Source organism: Paenibacillus sp. FSL H7-0690 (assembly GCF_037980415.1).
GTDB lineage: Bacteria > Bacillota > Bacilli > Paenibacillales > Paenibacillaceae > Paenibacillus_AQ > Paenibacillus_AQ odorifer.
On sequence record NZ_CP150281.1, the window covers coordinates 4503336 to 4520078 of the forward strand.

At 42.6% G+C, this 16743-nt stretch carries 13 protein-coding genes; 3 read left to right on the forward strand and 10 right to left on the reverse strand.

What is annotated here, in order from left to right; genetic code table 11:
* Positions 1-188 precede the first annotated feature (188 nt).
* Both MHI32_RS19875 and MHI32_RS19880 read left to right on the forward strand, forming a co-directional pair.
* A complete protein-coding gene (locus tag MHI32_RS19875; protein ID WP_340010631.1) occupies positions 189-1100 on the forward strand; it encodes a LacI family DNA-binding transcriptional regulator in 912 nt (303 codons plus the stop codon).
* A 47-nt stretch (positions 1101-1147) separates the two neighbouring features.
* The gene (locus MHI32_RS19880; RefSeq protein WP_340010632.1) at positions 1148-2413 is read left to right on the forward strand and encodes an MFS transporter; all 1266 of its coding nucleotides are present in this window, start codon (positions 1148-1150) and stop codon (positions 2411-2413) included.
* 23 nt (positions 2414-2436) lie between these two features.
* On the opposite strand, the gene MHI32_RS19885 is transcribed toward MHI32_RS19880, so the two are convergent.
* Entirely contained in the window at positions 2437-3189 is a 753-nt protein-coding gene (locus MHI32_RS19885) for a hypothetical protein (protein ID WP_340010633.1), read from the reverse strand.
* Between the two features lie 136 nt (positions 3190-3325).
* Positions 3326-4369 carry a phosphotransferase gene (locus tag MHI32_RS19890; protein WP_076278733.1) on the reverse strand — a complete coding sequence of 348 codons (1044 nt, stop codon included), beginning with the start codon at positions 4367-4369 and terminating at the stop codon, positions 3326-3328.
* Positions 4370-4525: 156 nt separating this feature from the next.
* On the opposite strand from MHI32_RS19890, the gene MHI32_RS19895 reads away from it, so the two are divergent.
* A complete protein-coding gene (locus MHI32_RS19895; RefSeq protein WP_175617283.1) occupies positions 4526-6388 on the forward strand; it encodes a rhamnogalacturonan lyase in 1863 nt (620 codons plus the stop codon).
* Positions 6389-6480: 92 nt separating this feature from the next.
* Here MHI32_RS19895 and MHI32_RS19900 read toward each other — a convergent pair whose 3' ends face one another.
* From MHI32_RS19900 to MHI32_RS19935, 8 genes are all read right to left on the reverse strand, one after another.
* Positions 6481-7053 (reverse strand): DUF305 domain-containing protein, encoded by a 573-nt coding sequence (locus MHI32_RS19900; protein ID WP_340010636.1) that lies wholly within the window; start codon positions 7051-7053, stop codon positions 6481-6483.
* Between the two features lie 65 nt (positions 7054-7118).
* Positions 7119-7883, reverse strand: a complete 765-nt coding sequence (locus tag MHI32_RS19905) for an ABC transporter ATP-binding protein (protein WP_076129868.1) — start codon at positions 7881-7883, stop codon at positions 7119-7121.
* A 14-nt stretch (positions 7884-7897) separates the two neighbouring features.
* Positions 7898-10237 (reverse strand): ABC transporter permease, encoded by a 2340-nt coding sequence (locus MHI32_RS19910; protein ID WP_340010639.1) that lies wholly within the window; start codon positions 10235-10237, stop codon positions 7898-7900.
* Positions 10238-10271: 34 nt separating this feature from the next.
* The gene (locus tag MHI32_RS19915; RefSeq protein WP_179086768.1) at positions 10272-11519 is read right to left on the reverse strand and encodes an MFS transporter; all 1248 of its coding nucleotides are present in this window, start codon (positions 11517-11519) and stop codon (positions 10272-10274) included.
* Between the two features lie 42 nt (positions 11520-11561).
* Positions 11562-12185, reverse strand: coding sequence for a TetR/AcrR family transcriptional regulator (locus tag MHI32_RS19920; protein ID WP_076129871.1), 624 nt, complete (start codon positions 12183-12185; stop codon positions 11562-11564).
* A gap of 632 nt (positions 12186-12817) precedes the next feature.
* Positions 12818-13495 (reverse strand): DUF1266 domain-containing protein, encoded by a 678-nt coding sequence (locus tag MHI32_RS19925; protein ID WP_051491590.1) that lies wholly within the window; start codon positions 13493-13495, stop codon positions 12818-12820.
* Positions 13496-13511: 16 nt separating this feature from the next.
* Positions 13512-14996, reverse strand: coding sequence for a J domain-containing protein (locus MHI32_RS19930; RefSeq protein ID WP_340010641.1), 1485 nt, complete (start codon positions 14994-14996; stop codon positions 13512-13514).
* The gene (locus MHI32_RS19935; RefSeq protein WP_340010643.1) at positions 14993-16693 is read right to left on the reverse strand and encodes a molecular chaperone HscC; all 1701 of its coding nucleotides are present in this window, start codon (positions 16691-16693) and stop codon (positions 14993-14995) included. Before MHI32_RS19935 ends, MHI32_RS19930 begins: the two co-directional genes overlap by 4 nt.
* Positions 16694-16743: the final 50 nt, after the last annotated feature.

A 16743-nucleotide genomic window follows, 5' to 3' on the forward strand; every position in this document is an offset into this window, starting at 1 on the left:
GTTTCGTATAATTTAGCTTAAGACGATTATCAAGCAGATCTTCCCAGAGTTGAATCTCAAGGGCTACATTCTTCCATTTCTAGCTACTTAACAGGGTCATCTGACTGCTCTCTCACCCCCCATTGACGCTTTAGAATCAGAATGTTAATCTTTAGAAAATATCACAAGGATAAGGGAGCTATTTACTGGTGAAAAAGACAACCATGAAGGACATCGCACTTCGTGCCAATGTCTCCGTCGCAACAGTGAGCTATGTTCTGAATCGTGTCGGCAACCAAACCATTCCTGAGAAAACGCGCCAGCAGATTCTTCAGCTTGCCGAGGAACTGCATTACATACCGAATCTGGCAGCACGTTCACTTGCGAATCAGAAAACAAGATTGGTCGGTGTGCTTGTTAACACAGCAGCCCATACCCCACACTGGAAGCTCCATGCCCAGTTCTCATTTATACATGCCTTGGAACAACGGTTAACAAATGCTGGTTACCATACGCTGCTATATTCACTTGATGTTGACCAGCCTTCTTTGGATATTATCGTAGAAAGAAAGCTGGAGGCTGTATTTCTGATCGATGTGCGCGAGGAAGCCTTTTATTCGATCTCCAAGCATTTTGTAGAAGGAATTCCTTTGATTCTGATCGACAGCATGATAGAAGATAAACTCTTTAAGCAAGTCTTTTTCAACTATCGAGCAGCTCTGCAAAAGGTAAAACCACAGGACCTTTCACAGGTATGTTTAATTATGGAGAGCTTCAATAACTCTTTCCTCACCCGCTTTATTCAGGACAGTCTTCCATTACCTGAAGAAGCGATATTCACCGTTGTCAATTTGGAGGAATTAAATACATTCTTACAGGAGGGGGGCTATAAAGAGGCCATTGTCATTAATGAGTTTATTGGAAGTTACGTTGAAAAAAACGGGAGGTTCGAACAACTCTCTGTTCTTTGCACCTGCAATTGTCCGGAAATATTAGGAGATGACGTTCATAAATTCATTTTCACAGGGGATAAAGCGGCTACTGCATTTGAACTCATGAACAAATTATTGCATCATTCTGACTACTCCGCACAAGAAAATAATTGTTATTTTGTAGAATAATTTTTTTGGCTATTCACTTAAGCGTTTAAGTTGAAAGGAGCATAACTATGCCTGGTCCTGTATTAGTGAAACAAGTTCCCTCTGCTGTTCAAGCTCATCCCTCACTTTGGGGAAATCGGAGATTCCTGCTGCTACTCAGTTCGTACTCCATTTCCTTGTTCGGTAACACTTTTCATAGTATTGCTTTAAGTTTATGGGTACTGCAAACGACCGGCAGCGCCAAAATGATTGCCACCATCACGATAATCAATTTATTGCTTAGTTCTTTGCTCGGATCGATAGGGGGAACTTTTGCGGATAGGGTCAATCGTCGAACCCTCATGCTGATCACAGATCTGATAAGTTGCGGACTCGTAGTGACACTAGCTTTAGCCATTTCCCTGCCCTCTACTTCGTTCATTATCGTCGCCATACTGACGGGTCTTACGACCATTTCAGCTTTATTCCAGTCCCCGGCATACCAAGCTTCTATCACTACTGTTGTTGGTAAAGAACATCTACAAAAAGCGGTAGGACTGTTGAACTTGTCTGAAAACATCTGCCGGACTATTGGTTATTCCGCCGGTGGGATTTTCGTAGCGAGTTTTGGAGCAGCCGACGCTATTTTATTTGATGGAGCTACATTCTTCCTCTCCTTTCTGCTCGTGTTAGCGGTCCGTTCCCTTCCTTTGCCAACTCAATTAAACAACGTGCCCAAGAAGGAACGGAAATTCACACAGGATTTGATCGATGGAATTCGCTATATTTGGAGATACCCTTTTGCAAGAGCCGTTATGATTATGCTTCCTACCTTAACCTTATTTTTTGTCCCCTCCCTGATGTTGACCCAGGTTATGGCCGTCAACGTGTGGGATTCCACTCCCTTTCAGTTTGGACTTATTGAAGCCTGTATTCCACTTGGTTATATGATCGGATCCGGTCTGATCTTACTGCTCGGCTCCAAATTGAAGAATAGAGGATTTCTTATTATGACTGGACTGCTATGTCTCGGTCCCCTGTACCTCCTGTTATCATTCGTCACTTCCGCTGCGATTGCCATTCCTATCATTCTTGTAATTGGCTTCATGTTCTCATTCTGCACGTTGCTGATTAATACAATCCTTAGGCTGGAAGTTTCAGAAGACCTCCAAGGTAGGGTGTTCGGTGTATTAGGTTCTATCATGAGTGTAGCCCCATCCATTGGTCTTACTGCTGTCTCATCCTTGTCTGATCTCTTCAGCCCTGGTCCTGTCATGGGTTCAATCGGAGTCTTACTGCTGCTGTTTGCCTTATCAACTATCACTAAATTAAAGGTAATTCGAAACTACAAGTAATTTCAGAACGTATCCTGTGTTCTTTATCGCCCTCTTTTTCTAATAACGCGTCTAAGATGAAGCTCAAACAGTAATAAAACAACCAGAAAAATCAATAACAGGAGACCCGCTATTCCAGTTAGAAACGGAAATAGGAGTGGGAAGAAAATACTAGGATAGACCTTAGTAACATCTGAATAATAGCCCATACCCATAAGGGAGGTACCGGAGAACTCGATTAGCTTGACGCCTAAATGATTGTTGCTTCTTTGCGCATAGCTGAGAACCTCTTCGTCTACTTCTCCGTCTTCTGCAATCGTGATGATTTTCCATTTTCTTGTTTCCATGGGTTGACTATCGTCGGTCAGTCTTTGGACTATATTTATTTGATTCTCACCAGTCTTTCGGTCCTTTACTGTGAGAATATCTATCCACGAAAAATACCTGCTGCCTCTGTCCCGATTGGATAGCCATATTTCATCAGGGGTGGAGATTTTTTGATCATTTAATAAGAACTGAACTTTGACAATATCACCAGGCGGGACCTTCTCCTCTTCATCCCATGGGGTCAACTCTGCTTTCCTGCCTGTTTTTTCTTCCCTGATTTTAATATTCTTATCATCAACCGTTATCTCTTGTACGTTTATTGGGTTATATTCTTTTTCAGCATGCTTTATCTCATAACGCTGATTAATTTGATCAGAGATTATGTACTCACGTATATAGTTGAACAATGGGTTAAAAGAAATCGCCAGCAAAAATAGCGAGACGCCAGATATAACTATAAACTTCTTCATAAGTCCTCCTTTTTAACGTACAGTCAGTTTAAACTTTTGGCGTGAACCCCCTTCCGGTCCATCGGAACACACTCATCCATTTATATCTTCCATCGTAGCGTTAATAACATTCATAAATAAGTTCTCCTTTAATAGATTAGGCACTACCTTCCTCTAAATCTCCCAACCATAATAAACATTGTGGAATAAAATCAGCGTAGTCGTGTAATGCATTAATCGTACGGATTACCTCACGAGTACCCAGCTCCCGTTCTGCATCATCTGAGCTCTCCAGTCCTAGCGAACGTCTGATATTGTAAGCTAACCATTCTAATTTTCCCAAAAAGCCATAGTTGAGCACAACCTGCCAATCCGCATAAATCTCTCCGCCATGCTCCAGATAGCTGTTAATCAAATTTGAGAATGCCTTTTTGCTTAAATCTCCCGATTCAGAACCTGACCAATATAAAGCTACATCTATCAGCTCTAACGTAGGATGAATAGGTCCTGCTGCTTCCCAATCGATTATTATCGGAACTTTCTGCTCATCCCACAAGACATTTTTGGGGTCTAAATCCCGATGGCTGATAACATAATGATTCGTCAATAGACTCGCTGAAGAATGAATCAATGACTCCCAATTCTCTATCTTATGCAGGTGATCTGCCAGCAAGCTTGACCATTCTGCACCCTGCTGCTCTCCTTTGAGAGCAAGCTCCTTCCAATTTTCAACTGCAGCCTTAGACGCTATAAGCGTTTCAAAGTGATGATCATCCGTTCCCTGTGAGAAATCGATGATGTGGAGCTGCGCAAGAATTGCCCCAATCTTTTTACAACAATCTAAATCTATTTCATCTAAAGGTAATGCCTTCCCCTGAACCCATGGAAACAATAAATAAAATTGCCCTTCAACCTCGTGCATACTACTGCCATTAGATACGATTGCCGGAACAGCATGGATTCCCTTTTGATAAGCCAGATTCGCAACCATTTCAGAAAAAATATAATTGGACATTGCTGTATCTCGTTGCATAATTTGAGGATTTAAGGCCTTTACTGCGTATTGCGCTTTATCCGTTTGCAGGCGATACATTCTGTGCAAGAGTCCGCCTGTTATCGGTTCAGGTTCATTCATCAACAGACCCAGATTATATTTGGCACAAAGTGTAGCGAATTTTAAATTATAGCTTATATTTTCCATGTTATGTATTCCTTTCTGTGTGAGTAAAGTCGTACTCATTTAAAATGGTTCAAGTAAATTTAAAACATATTTTTATCTTTATGAAATATTATGTACTGTTCACTATGACATCCTGTGTAACCCTCGTGAACCAAAAATGAAAAGGAGGCTTCGTTAATGAGTAAGCGGTTACATCAATCAGGGTATCTTGTAATCATTTGGTTTTTAGTCTTTACCTTAGGGACGGCAGCTTTTGGCTCTCTTTCCTCTGTGTCGGCAGCATCTGCCCGGCAAGCGGAAAAGCTAAATCGGGGACTAGTAGCAGTGAAGGTATCCAGCGGTGTATTTGTGAGCTGGCGGCTACTCGGAACAGAAGAACTGTCGGTTTCTTTTAATTTATACCGCAATGGTACAAAAGTAAACGTTACCCCAATCACGGACAGCACGAATTATCAGGATAACGCTGGCATAACTTCGTCTAGCTATACAGTTCGAGCAATCGTCGGCGGTATTGAGCAATCAGATTCCCCAGCAGCAAATGTATGGGCCAACAATTATTTGGACGTTCCGATTCAGATTCCGGCAGGCGGCACTACGCCAGATGGCGTAAGTTATACCTATAGTGCCAATGATGCCAGCGTGGGCGACTTAGACGGTGACGGAGAATATGAAATCGTGTTGAAGTGGGATCCTTCCAATTCCAAAGACAACTCGCAAAGTGGCTATACAGGCAACGTCTATCTGGATGCCTATAAGCTGAATGGAACTCGGCTATGGCGAATTGATCTGGGTAAAAATATTCGGGCTGGCGCACATTATACTCAATTTCTAGTCTATGATTTCAATGGTGATGGTAAAGCCGAAGTAGTCTGCAAAACAGCAGACGGTACAGTTGACGGAGTTGGCGTAACCCTTGGAAACACAAGTGCAGATTATCGCAACTCCAGTGGATATATCCTGACCGGGCCTGAATATCTGAGTGTATTTTCCGGACAAACGGGCAAAACCTTAACCACGATTGATTATGTTCCTGCCAGAGGAACCGTATCCAGTTGGGGTGACAATTACGGCAATCGAGTAGACCGCTTTTTAGCAGGTGTAGCCTATCTGGATGGAGTACATCCAAGCATCATTATGGCACGTGGTTATTATACACGCACAGTCGTTGTAGCTTTTGACTGGAATGGCAGTGCTTTGACCCGTAAATGGACCTTTGATAGCAATAGCTCCACCAATGCTGGAACCGCCGGTCAAGGTAATCATAGCTTAAGTGTAGCCGATGTGGATAACGATGGTAAGGATGAGATCATTTATGGTGCCTTAACCATTGATAATAACGGTGCGACCTTATACAATACAGGGCTGGGTCATGGAGACGCGCTGCATGTAGGTGATTTAAATCCGAACCGCCCCGGTCTCGAAGTTTTTAAAGTCATGGAAAATACTAGTTCTCCCTATGGCGCTGCGGTATGGGATGCTGCAAACGGGACGGTCTTATGGGGTGTATACACGGGAAAAGATACCGGCCGGGGGATGGCTGCCGATATTGATCCCAATTATCCCGGGGAAGAGGTATGGGCTCACGGCGTTGGCCTATACTCCATTACAGGCACCAAAATAAGCAGCTCAATGCCTTCTGTGAATTTTGGAATCTGGTGGGATGGCGACTTGTCCCGCGAACTGCTGGATGGTGTCAAGATTGATAAATGGAACCCTGCAAGCAACTCCGTTACCAATTTATTAACCGGAGCGAGCGTAGCATCCAACAATAGTACCAAAGCAACGCCAAGCCTACAGGCCGACCTGCTTGGAGACTGGCGCGAAGAGGCTATCTGGAGAAAGTCCGATAACTCGGCTCTACGAATCTATACAACTACGAACATCACCACTAATAAAATATATACCTTAATGCATGATCCAGTATATCGGTTAAGCATTGCCTGGCAGAATACAGCTTACAATCAACCTCCGCACACAGGATTTTTCCTAGGCAACGGTATGGCCACTGTGTCTAAACCCAATATCTACGTAGTGCCGTAAGCTTTCTAAAGAATCAGTAAGTGAACAAAAAAGCAATTGCTGTTATCCGGATGTGCCGGGGCAACTGCTTTTTTGTTCGGTTTATACCAGCATCAGCAATGATCGAGGTGCGTTAATAGTTTTTTTAATTGTTTAATGCCTTCGCATTGAGTGGTTATTATTGCATATAGGATAGGTTTTAGTGCTGGGCAGATATTAAACTGCAAAACGTTGTTTGACATTCGTACAGCGCCCTCATGATGGGGTATCATCTCTCGTACAAAATTAGCATTTACTCCGTTGGTTACAGTTGCCGATCCCATTTCTGAGAACATCGTTTGCGTTACTTGCTCGAATTTCTTCATGTATTGAGATCGTTCAAAATCTGTATTCGTCAGCATTCTGCATTTGCACTGGATAGCTTGCATATTGGAGATACTTTTAGTTTGTGCTGAAATGATATTTGTAGCAATACGCTGTAGTTCAAGATTGGTCGTGTATTTAAGAATATTACGAGACATCTCAATAGCTGCGATATGATGTGGTATCATCTGTTGAATAAAGGTGTCTGATATACTACACGATAGCGGAACACATGTCATTCTTCTAATCATGGTATTTAGAATATTATAATAAGCATTCAGATAAGCTTGTGTCACATTGCTTAGTTTGCAGTTTCTATCCATAAGGTTCATAACTCCTTTCTGGATAGTGTATGAGAAACGTTATGGGTATGATCCTAGATCCCCAATTAGAACCCCAGCTTTAATAGCCAAGCTGCAAGCTTCTCCTCCCGCCTTTTCAATTCCCCATCTACGCGATTATATTTTCCAAGCCGTTGCTCAGCTGCAATGCTGCCATCTAGCATATACAAGACACGCTCAGCTTGAGCAGCGACTTTAGCATCATGTGTGGCGATTATAAGCGTTGTTCCTGATTGATTAATATCTGCTAATATGTCCATGATTTCACTAGCTGCTTTTGAGTTAAGCGCCCCGGTTGGCTCATCGCCAAATAATATATCTGGCTGATTAATGAGTGCTCTGCAGATTGCTGCTCTTTGTAATTGTCCTCCTGACACCTGTGTAATATCACGTTCAGCCAGCGCAGATATTCCTGTTTTGTTCATTAACTCAGCTGCTCTTTTATTGATAGTTCTACGGCTGCTGGTTCTCGCCCGATAAGCAGACAGGATGATATTGTCGCGGATATTCAAGTTTTTTAACAGATGCATTTGCTGAAAAATAAAGCCCATATGCTTTAAGCGCAGACCGGCTAATTCGTTCTCTGAAACTCCGCTGATCTCCTGCCCTTTAAAAATAACACTTCCCTCTGTCAACTTATCCATCCCGCTGATCGTATACAGCAATGTTGATTTTCCTGAACCAGAAGGTCCCATGACAGCTATGAATTCCCCCTGAGACACCTGAAGCTGAACATCCTTTAATATCGACTGCGGAGTTCCTTGCCCTGTTGAATAACTTTTTTTTAACCCTTTCGTCTCTAATATGAACATTCTGCCACCTCCTATCATTCGGCAATTAGTTTGGCTATACTGGATTTTCTCATTGAGATCGTGCTTGTTACGGTGGTGAGCGCTACAATAAGCATGAAAAGTAGAGGAAGAATAAGATAGGCTACCGCCGGATTGACTACAAACTGTATCTTAGAAGCCCCCATGAAAGAGCCTAGCATTTGAGCAATTTTTTGCCCGAGAGTGTTAGCCGCAAAAGTACCAAGAATGACGCCCAGCCCTGATATTATCAGCATCCTTACCAGGTATTGCCTACGAATATCTCCTAACGTAAAGCCAACACTTCTCAAAATAGCGTTTTGCGAAGAATCCTTGGCAAGCAGCATTTTCAGAAATAAAGAGGTAATCAATATCGAAATCGAAAATGCGATAACGATGGATAAGCCTGTAACCAGCTTCAATTGGCGAATTGTATTTCCTAATGTCTGAGCTAAATAGCTTTGCAGATGAGTGATTTTTGCTGGATAAAATAATTTGGTGTACTGATCCATTTTTGCCTGGACGGAAATTCCCGGATTCACATCCAAAGCTACTACATACCAGAGAACCGTCTTCGAATCATATGGCAATTGCGCTTTTGCGGTTCGGCCACCATTAGTTATATCCTGATAGATCCCGCTAACGGTCAATTTTCTTGCCACCCCAGCAACCTCTAAATGAACGATATCCCCCACCTTTTTATTCAGTTCCTTGGCGTTCAGGTCAGAAAGAGCGATCTCATTTGCACTTCTAGGAGTTCCTCCATGAACATACGAGAGCGGAAAAATAGTAAAGTCACCGGTTTCAACATTTAGCGATTCCCATACACCATCACTACCTAATACCTTAAATCTAGAAGTAATCAGTGGAGAAAATTTAGAGATGTCCGGGTCATTTTCAAGCTTGGTTATCATCTCATTAAAACGCTTCTCTATTTGGTTCGATTGCTGCAAATCAATGCGAATATCGCTCTGACCGACGCCCATATAAGAAACAAACCGGGGAGACTGAAGGGTATTCAATATATTCACTGGCACTAGAACGATAAACAAACTGATCACAAATACGAAGAACAATAATCCGTACATGGTGAAGCGCCCGTAAACATCTTTTACCCCGAGAAAAGCATTCACGTTAACAAATTTACGCTTGCTAAGTGAAAATCTGCTTGTGTTCATCCTTGCTTCACCCCTCGTACCTGACCGTAAAGCTTCTACAACCGTGATGCGATTAAAGCGTCTAAGAATCATCCGGCAAAAGAATACAACAACTCCAAAGATCAAACCTACCGCCAGGACAGGAACAAAATATTGAAGGATACTGGCAGGAGCAACGCCCAAATACAAAGTAATATTGGCTGTAAACAAACGCACCACACCTAAAGACAGTAAATATCCACATACAGAGGCGACGGCTGCCATCACGATATATTTTGCTAAATAAATGCTGCGAATATCTTGCTGCGTGATCCCAATCGCTTTCATGACACCTATCTCTCTGTAATCCTCTTCCAAGGTAGCGATCATCGTAAATCTGAGACATAAAATAGCAATCAGCATCAGCAGAACACTTACCAAAATAATAACAACTGCGATAATCCCGTCCGTCAGTGCATTCAGCGTTTTAAATAAAGGATAGTCAATGGAGGGGCCTTTATTGGGCAGATTTGAGGATTGATACTCATTGCGGAAATCATTGAGCTTAGATAGATCTGTAAGCTGAAATTCAATCAGGTATTCAGGTTCGCCGAGCTGTTGTTTAAGCGCTGTAAAGTCAGCAGCATTTACGACAAAACGTTTGGAGCTGACCATGGCTGGATTCATTTGGACATCCCTTACAAAATCAGTAATCACAAACTTTTTATCGAACTGTTCACCTAGAACGCTAACTATGTCGCCGATTTTCAGATTCTTTTGCTTCATATAATAAATGGGGACAGCGATTTCTCCTGCCGATACCTCAATCACCTTGTTCTCTAAATTCAGCAGCAAATCAAACGAAGGGTTCTGCTCTACAAAGCCGATATCCATCACGCTGTTTGCTTCCGAGCCTTGGTTACTGCCTAGATAAACGTTAGATCCATCCAAGTTAAGCATCTCTACGGTTTGTTGATCTTTCACCAGTGGATTAGCGGCTGTAAAGCTCTCGATTGCTGAGCTGTCGATTTGTCCTGCGTGCATCTGCACGAAATGAGGGGCTTTAGATTTAATCAATAGCTGATTCAAGGACCCCGACAATTCTATAATCACTTGCGACGCTGAAGCAACAAGCAAAGCCGATAACATGATAAACACAAATAATCCGAAGGTAATGATTTTATTGCGTTGAAGGTCTCTTTTTACAATTCGTAGCAGCATTGACGGGCCTTCTCCTCTCTAATACGGAATTCAATTATTCACGTTCAAGGCAGCGAATTGATTTCATTCGGGGGATCACAAATGCCATAATAATGATGAGCAAACCAGAGATGATAAATAATAAGCCGATTCCCCGTCCTTCCCCTGTGCCTATCACCTTACCTACTGATGAAGCAAGCAGACCTCCCTCTCGTAAAAGAGGATTAAACACTTGATCAGCCAATATGCCAGCAAAAGCATACGCAGCCACATAACCAAGTTGTGATAAAATGCCAATGATCCCCCATGCCCGCCCCTGTGTGTCATTTGGGATATGGTTGCGAATCATAACGTCAGCACTGGTATTAACAAAAGGCAACGTTGCAAAAAATAAAAAGCCAGCAGCTGTAATAAAAGCAACATTCGTGGTGAGACCCACCAAAGAAAAAAACAGTCCGGCGAATCCTAGGCCGAGCGCTAATACTTTGATATATTTACGATCGATGCTAAAAACTCCAATAATCAGACTGCCGAGCAACATCCCTATAGCACTTACAGATAATACCGTGCCTAGAGTTTTCGTATCCGTAAAGGGTAAAAGCATAGGCGTATATAAGGTTTGGAGAAAACCCACATAAAAAGTAACGACAGACAAAATGATCGTAAGCTGCAGTACACCTTTCGTGTAAATAAGAGCATCCCAGCCCTCCTTCAAATCTTTTACAAACGACTGATTCGTTGGAACTCTGTGTTCAGTCTGTAGATTCCTGCGAACAGCCATCACTGCAAGAACTGTAACTAGAAAGGTTGAGATATCTATAAGCAGGATAGTTTTTATATCCATAAAGCTAAGCAAAATCCCGGCAAGGATAGGGGAAAGAAGATATTTTGAGGACGCAGCAAGCTGAACTAAACCACTAGCCTTGGCAAATTGCTCCTCTGTTAATAAATCTGTAATGGTAGCCTTGTAGGCAGGTTCAAGCAAGGATACAAAAATCGAACTAAACGTCACGCCCAGACAAATCTGCCATAAATGAGGTTCACCCAGCAGCATGATGATGAGAACATATACAAGTCCAAAAGCAGACAACAAATCCCCTGCTATCATCATCAATCGCCGATCAAACCGATCCGCTAACACGCCGCCAAAAGGACTGAGCACAATGGAAGGGAGAAAAGCACATAAGGTTAAAAGTGCCACGCTAGAGGCAGTCTGTGTCATCTGGAACACATAAACCCCTAAGGTGAAAGCTGTCAACCCGCTGCCAACACTGGATATCCACTCCCCCATCCAAATGATCATAAAATTTCCGAAGGATTTGTTGTTCAGAATATTCCCTCTCCCCTACTCAAACATTTGAAACACATAGTCGAAGCTGCCCTTCTCCGCCCCCAGCGTAATTTCCATCGTATAGATAAAAGCTCTTATCTTCTGGATGATTTCCTCAGGCTGCCACTTGAATATCCCTTCATCAAAAAGAAATTGAGAGGTAATCAATAGAAATTCCATCGTCTCCCGGGGATACGGATTGTGAAACAGTCCCTCCTCTATGCCCTGCTCAATGACCTCCGTCAAAACAGGAGTTAGCCGCAAAATGGTTTCCACCAGGCTTTTCTGGTGCAGCTGTGCATTATCAGCCTGATGGAACTGCTCAATCATTTGGCTTTTTCTGTCCGTATCCGGCTTTTGCGCCATAATGATTTGCAGCAGCTTTTCATGAACAGTCAGCTTAGGATCTGCAGCAATTTGCTTAGCAGCTGCTACACCAGCATCAATAAATCGCAGCACAACAGCATCCATGACCTCTTCCTTCGATTTAAAATAATAGTAAAAGGTTCCCTTCGCGATACCTATAGCCTGCAAGACATCATTCACTGTCGTTTTGGTATACCCTTTCGTAAAAAACAGCATTTCTGCTGTATCCAATATTTCATTTCTACGTTCTTCCGCTTCTTTGGAAATTCTCATCTGCAACGTCCTCCATTCTATCGACCGACCGTCGGTCTATCCCAATTATATACAAATATTAGATCGTGTCAAGATTAACCCGGCATCACAAAAAAGAGAGAATTCCAAAAGCTACGTTATAGCATCTGGAACTCCCTCGTTTTGGGATATACTGTTGGGTTTAACTGTTGAGTTTTAGTCTTACTGTTTACTGTTTGGTCTTATTGTTTACTGTTTGGTTTTACTGTTTGGTCTTATTGTTTACTGTTTGGTCTTACTGCTGCGTTTTACTTTTAGCTTGCTCTTTGATCTGATCCGTTGAGCGAAACCTTTGCTCGCGTTGTAACACTAAACTACTAAACTTCGTTTGCTTGGATCACATTTGCACTTACGACGCAGCTTATCGGACACAGCTGACCTTATACGCTGCATTATCCCCCATTTGGATTCCTAACGGACCGCATAGCACCTATTGGCATCAAAAACACCACAAAAGACCGCTTCCTCAAGGAATAGCTGCACTGGAGTCCGAAAACCGGCTCAAAGGGCTATAAATTTGCAAATAGCGTCCTCTGGGTCCTTAAGCAACACGGGATAGGGATTCAATAGGTAATCAATAGGTATTCAATAGGTATTAATTACCTAAGTTCGGACTAAGTGGCTTCCGGCTGCAGATTTTGCCCCCAAACGGCTTCCCTGTATAGAATGCTGCTATTTCGCATGAGCTTCTGCAATCCCGTCTCAAATAGATTATCTAATCCGCCGGATTGTACTAATGAAAATTTGCTGCCCAAGGAATAGGCTATATAATAATCCGCCCAACTGCTATAGCGTTCTTGTAGCTGCCTTGCGGCTTCTATTTTGTATTCCCAGGCTTCTTCCTTCTTCAAATAATCCTCAACATAACCAATCCGGCTCAGATAAATTACCCAAGCTAACCCAAAAGCAGAAATGTCACCAGAAGGCAACTGATGTATACCTTGTGCAACAACCTTCAGATTAACAAAATCCTCATGATCCTTATGTGCCTCAAGATATTTACTGCGTGAGGTTTCGGAAAGTGTGGCTAATCGAGCATGTAAAGATCTATATTCTGCACGGTTGCCATCTTCTAGAAGCCAGCGAATCTGGCGATGAAAGGAGTTAGCATCCTCGATATTCCATCTTTCACAAGCATTTTTGATTAATCCTCTTTTGAAGAAGACATTACTGAAATCAAACTCATAAACCACATAGTATCTCCCTAAGAGACCACGTATGCAGGTAGAGGAAAGACAGCGGAAATACATTTCCAATCGTTTTCTTTGCTTAACATTGTATTCCTTCAGCATGTAGAGCCTCCTGATATTAGTTCGAGAATAGGTATGCTGTTTTGCAAATCTTCCTGATTTTCCATAGAAAAATAAGAATGAACACCGCATTGACAAGCGGGGGAAGCTCAGATACTGAAAAATAACATATGGTATATACCAAAATATAGAACCAGCTTAATTTCAGGAAAACCAATAGATAGAATAATATAGGCCCCATAATGTTCTTTCCAATGGTTACGAGCGAAGAGATACGAAGACGTTGTGGATACAGTTTTTTGTTCTTCAACATGGACTTATTCGCAAGGTAACGAAAATGAATGAACTCGTCCTTTTTAGACTCATTAGTCTCCGTTTGTGTAAGAGCTTCCTCAATATGAGAACATGCAATCTTACATTCCAGAATTAAACATTGCACATCTCTATTTCCAGCATCCTCTTGCAACAAATATTCACAATCCTTCATCGCTTCCTCATAACGCTGCAAATAGTAAAGAAGCCGGCCTCTTAATAAGTAACCGTCTCTTTCGTTAGGCCACATAGTGGTTACTTGGTCCAAACACACCAGCGCTTCCATATAATCAGCAGTATCCAGACAATACTTAGCTCGCAATAATTGCAGATCAGGATCATACTGAAACAGCTTATTTGCTTCGTCGAGCAGTTGACCCGCTTCAGTATGTTTATCCTCCATCAGCATGAATTGAGCGGATTGCCTCAGATTTAGATAGTGTTCTATGTCAAACTCAAGAGACTCCTGCAAAAGGAAACACTCATAACGCATCTCCATGCTTCCGTCGACCTGCCCTAGTATGTACTCGACTAACTTATTATCATAACGATGAAGAAATATTTCCTTGTCCTCACGAAAATGAAAAAATGAATCCAACGCCTCCCATACGGCATGAGGCAAATTCCGATGCTGATCAAGGAACAACATAAGCTTATCCCTTAGCCGATCGCGATGCTCTATACTCCACATGAAATCTTCATTCAAAAGTGAATGCCACGAAGCTTGTTGAATCCGGCGCGAGAAGTCCGCATACAGTTCCCTAATTTGTCTGTCAAAAATAGCTGCTGGCTGTTCTTGAAGATCAGCATCAAGTTGAATGGGAAGTGGGCGAAACAGCGCCCACTCGTTTTCATGCGGTATAGTAGTAGCCCCTTCTACTTCTTCCTCGGTGTCTTCCTCCGCAACTTCTTGTTCTTCCTCCTCGCTTTCTTCCTCCTCAGCTTCATCTACTCGTATTACTGTTTCTGCTTGTATCACCATTTTTTCTATTTCTTTTGATATTGCTTCTGCTATTTCTTTCTTATCCTCACCTATAAATGAAGGGACAGTACTTGCTATACGCTGCCCGGAGCGGGCCCATATCACAGCTGTATCATAAGCTTCTCTAAGCTGTTGGTATCCTTCAGGGTCATCTTCGGGGTGATGCGATTTCAGTTTTTTGGCATAGGCTTTCTTGATGATAGCTAGTTCATCTGTGGGTTCAATCTCCAACATACTCCAGATTGTCATGTGAAGTATGACCACCCTTCAATTTCCGCCAATTGCTCATTGAAAGCTTGTGCCGCTTTTTCAATCACTTTCTCGTTCTGAGTATATAAAGCATCTTCGAATACTTTCAGACACTGTGCGATAAATTTCCGTTGGTTCCCAAGCACCTCTTCATATAAACGCTCACCTCTAGCAAGCAGAAGCCTGTTCTCGGTACGCTCACGCGGATGAATTTTGATACTCCGCAGTTCCAGTAAACGAGCTTCAATTTGCTTTTTCGTCATTGCACCAGCATTTTGCTCAATGATCATCTGATGCTTCTGACCTGTTGAAACGGTTGTAACCTCCACCTCAAGAATCCCATTCACATCATATGTATATCTGACATCTATACTTTCTTCTCCCCGAGGTGCTTGCGGAATCTGAAACTCCATTTCTCCCAGGAAAAGATTATTTTCAACGCGAGGACTCTCCCCCTGATACACATCCACACTTATGATCTTTTGATTATCTGCGGCTGTATATAGACGTTCTACCCGGCTAACAGGAATCGGAGTGTTACGTTCAATGATCGGAAAGTAATGTCCAGATGACGTTTGTCCGCTTGAACCTCTTCGCAGAACACTGGTTCCTAATGTATAGGGGCAAACGTCCGTCAAAATCATTTCATCCAGCGCTTGATCACGCTGCTTCAGCGCCACCTGAACCGCAGCTCCCAGTGCGACGGTCTCATCTGGGCTGATATTCGCATAAGGCATTTTCCCGAACATACGGCTGATAATTTGCTTAATCAGAGGCATTTTAGTCGCACCCCCAATCATCACAATCCCATCCAGATCGGAAGGCTGCAGAGAAGCATCCCGCAATGCTCTTTCTATCGGCTGTCTTAGACGTATTAGTAATGGTTGTACCAATTGCTCAAGCTCTGAGCGTTCTATAGTCAGCACGTATTCTTCCTCTTTAATAACTATCCGCATAGTCGCAGCAGACTCTGTACCAAGAATTCGTTTACTCTGCTCAGCCTGCTTATACAACATCGACCTCGTTATTGGTGTTAACGATTCAGCGTCCAGCTTATTCTTTTGGATAAAATAGGCCACTAGTATCTCTGTGAAATCTTCCCCACCAAGATAGTTATCTCCGGCAATCGACTTAACATCCATTACCCCTTCGAAAAGCTCCAGGATTGACACATCAAAGGTTCCTCCACCCAAATCAAAAACAAGAAATGAAGTCTCCTGATTCTGATGCAGGCCATAAGCGAGTGCTGCCGCCGTAGGTTCACTAATAAGCCGCTCTACTTGTAAGCCAGCCAGCTCAGCCGCTTTCTTAGTTGCTTTCCGCTGAACATCATTGAAATAAGCCGGAACACTGATTATAGCGTTCGTTACGGACTCACCTAGATGATTTTCCGCATCCTCTTTCAGTGACCGCAGAACAAAAGAAGATAACTCTTCAGGAGTAAAAGTCATCGTACCTAGCGTGTATTTCTTTGCTGATCCCATAAAGCGCTTAAAAGTCGAGGCGGTTAGCTGTGGATGTGTAATCAGTCGTTCCTGTGCGATTCTTCCAACCAATACTTCTCCCCCTGCATCTACACTAACAATCGAGGGTGTTACATGCTCCCCGAGTACATTGGGAATAATTACAGCCTGACTGCCGTCCCAATAAGCAGCAAGACTATAGGTCGTTCCTAAATCAATTCCGATTGTTCTCACTACTATCTCCACTCCTTTTATATACAATAATATACAAAGAAAAGAGTCCA

Excerpts from the sequence above, each read along its gene's own strand:
- MHI32_RS19900 (WP_340010636.1), bottom strand. The coding sequence starts at position 7,053 with ATGGATAGAAACTGCAAACTAAGCAATGTGACACAAGCTTATCTGAAT.
- MHI32_RS19905 (WP_076129868.1), bottom strand. The coding sequence starts at position 7,883 with ATGTTCATATTAGAGACGAAAGGGTTAAAAAAAAGTTATTCAACAGGG.
- MHI32_RS19925 (WP_051491590.1), bottom strand. The coding sequence starts at position 13,495 with ATGCTGAAGGAATACAATGTTAAGCAAAGAAAACGATTGGAAATGTAT.
- MHI32_RS19885 (WP_340010633.1), bottom strand. The coding sequence starts at position 3,189 with ATGAAGAAGTTTATAGTTATATCTGGCGTCTCGCTATTTTTGCTGGCG.
- MHI32_RS19890 (WP_076278733.1), bottom strand. The coding sequence starts at position 4,369 with ATGGAAAATATAAGCTATAATTTAAAATTCGCTACACTTTGTGCCAAA.
- MHI32_RS19910 (WP_340010639.1), bottom strand. The coding sequence starts at position 10,237 with ATGCTGCTACGAATTGTAAAAAGAGACCTTCAACGCAATAAAATCATT.
- MHI32_RS19930 (WP_340010641.1), bottom strand. The coding sequence starts at position 14,996 with ATGACAATCTGGAGTATGTTGGAGATTGAACCCACAGATGAACTAGCT.
- MHI32_RS19895 (WP_175617283.1), top strand. The coding sequence starts at position 4,526 with ATGAGTAAGCGGTTACATCAATCAGGGTATCTTGTAATCATTTGGTTT.
- MHI32_RS19920 (WP_076129871.1), bottom strand. The coding sequence starts at position 12,185 with ATGAGAATTTCCAAAGAAGCGGAAGAACGTAGAAATGAAATATTGGAT.
- MHI32_RS19880 (WP_340010632.1), top strand. The coding sequence starts at position 1,148 with ATGCCTGGTCCTGTATTAGTGAAACAAGTTCCCTCTGCTGTTCAAGCT.
- MHI32_RS19915 (WP_179086768.1), bottom strand. The coding sequence starts at position 11,519 with ATGATCATTTGGATGGGGGAGTGGATATCCAGTGTTGGCAGCGGGTTG.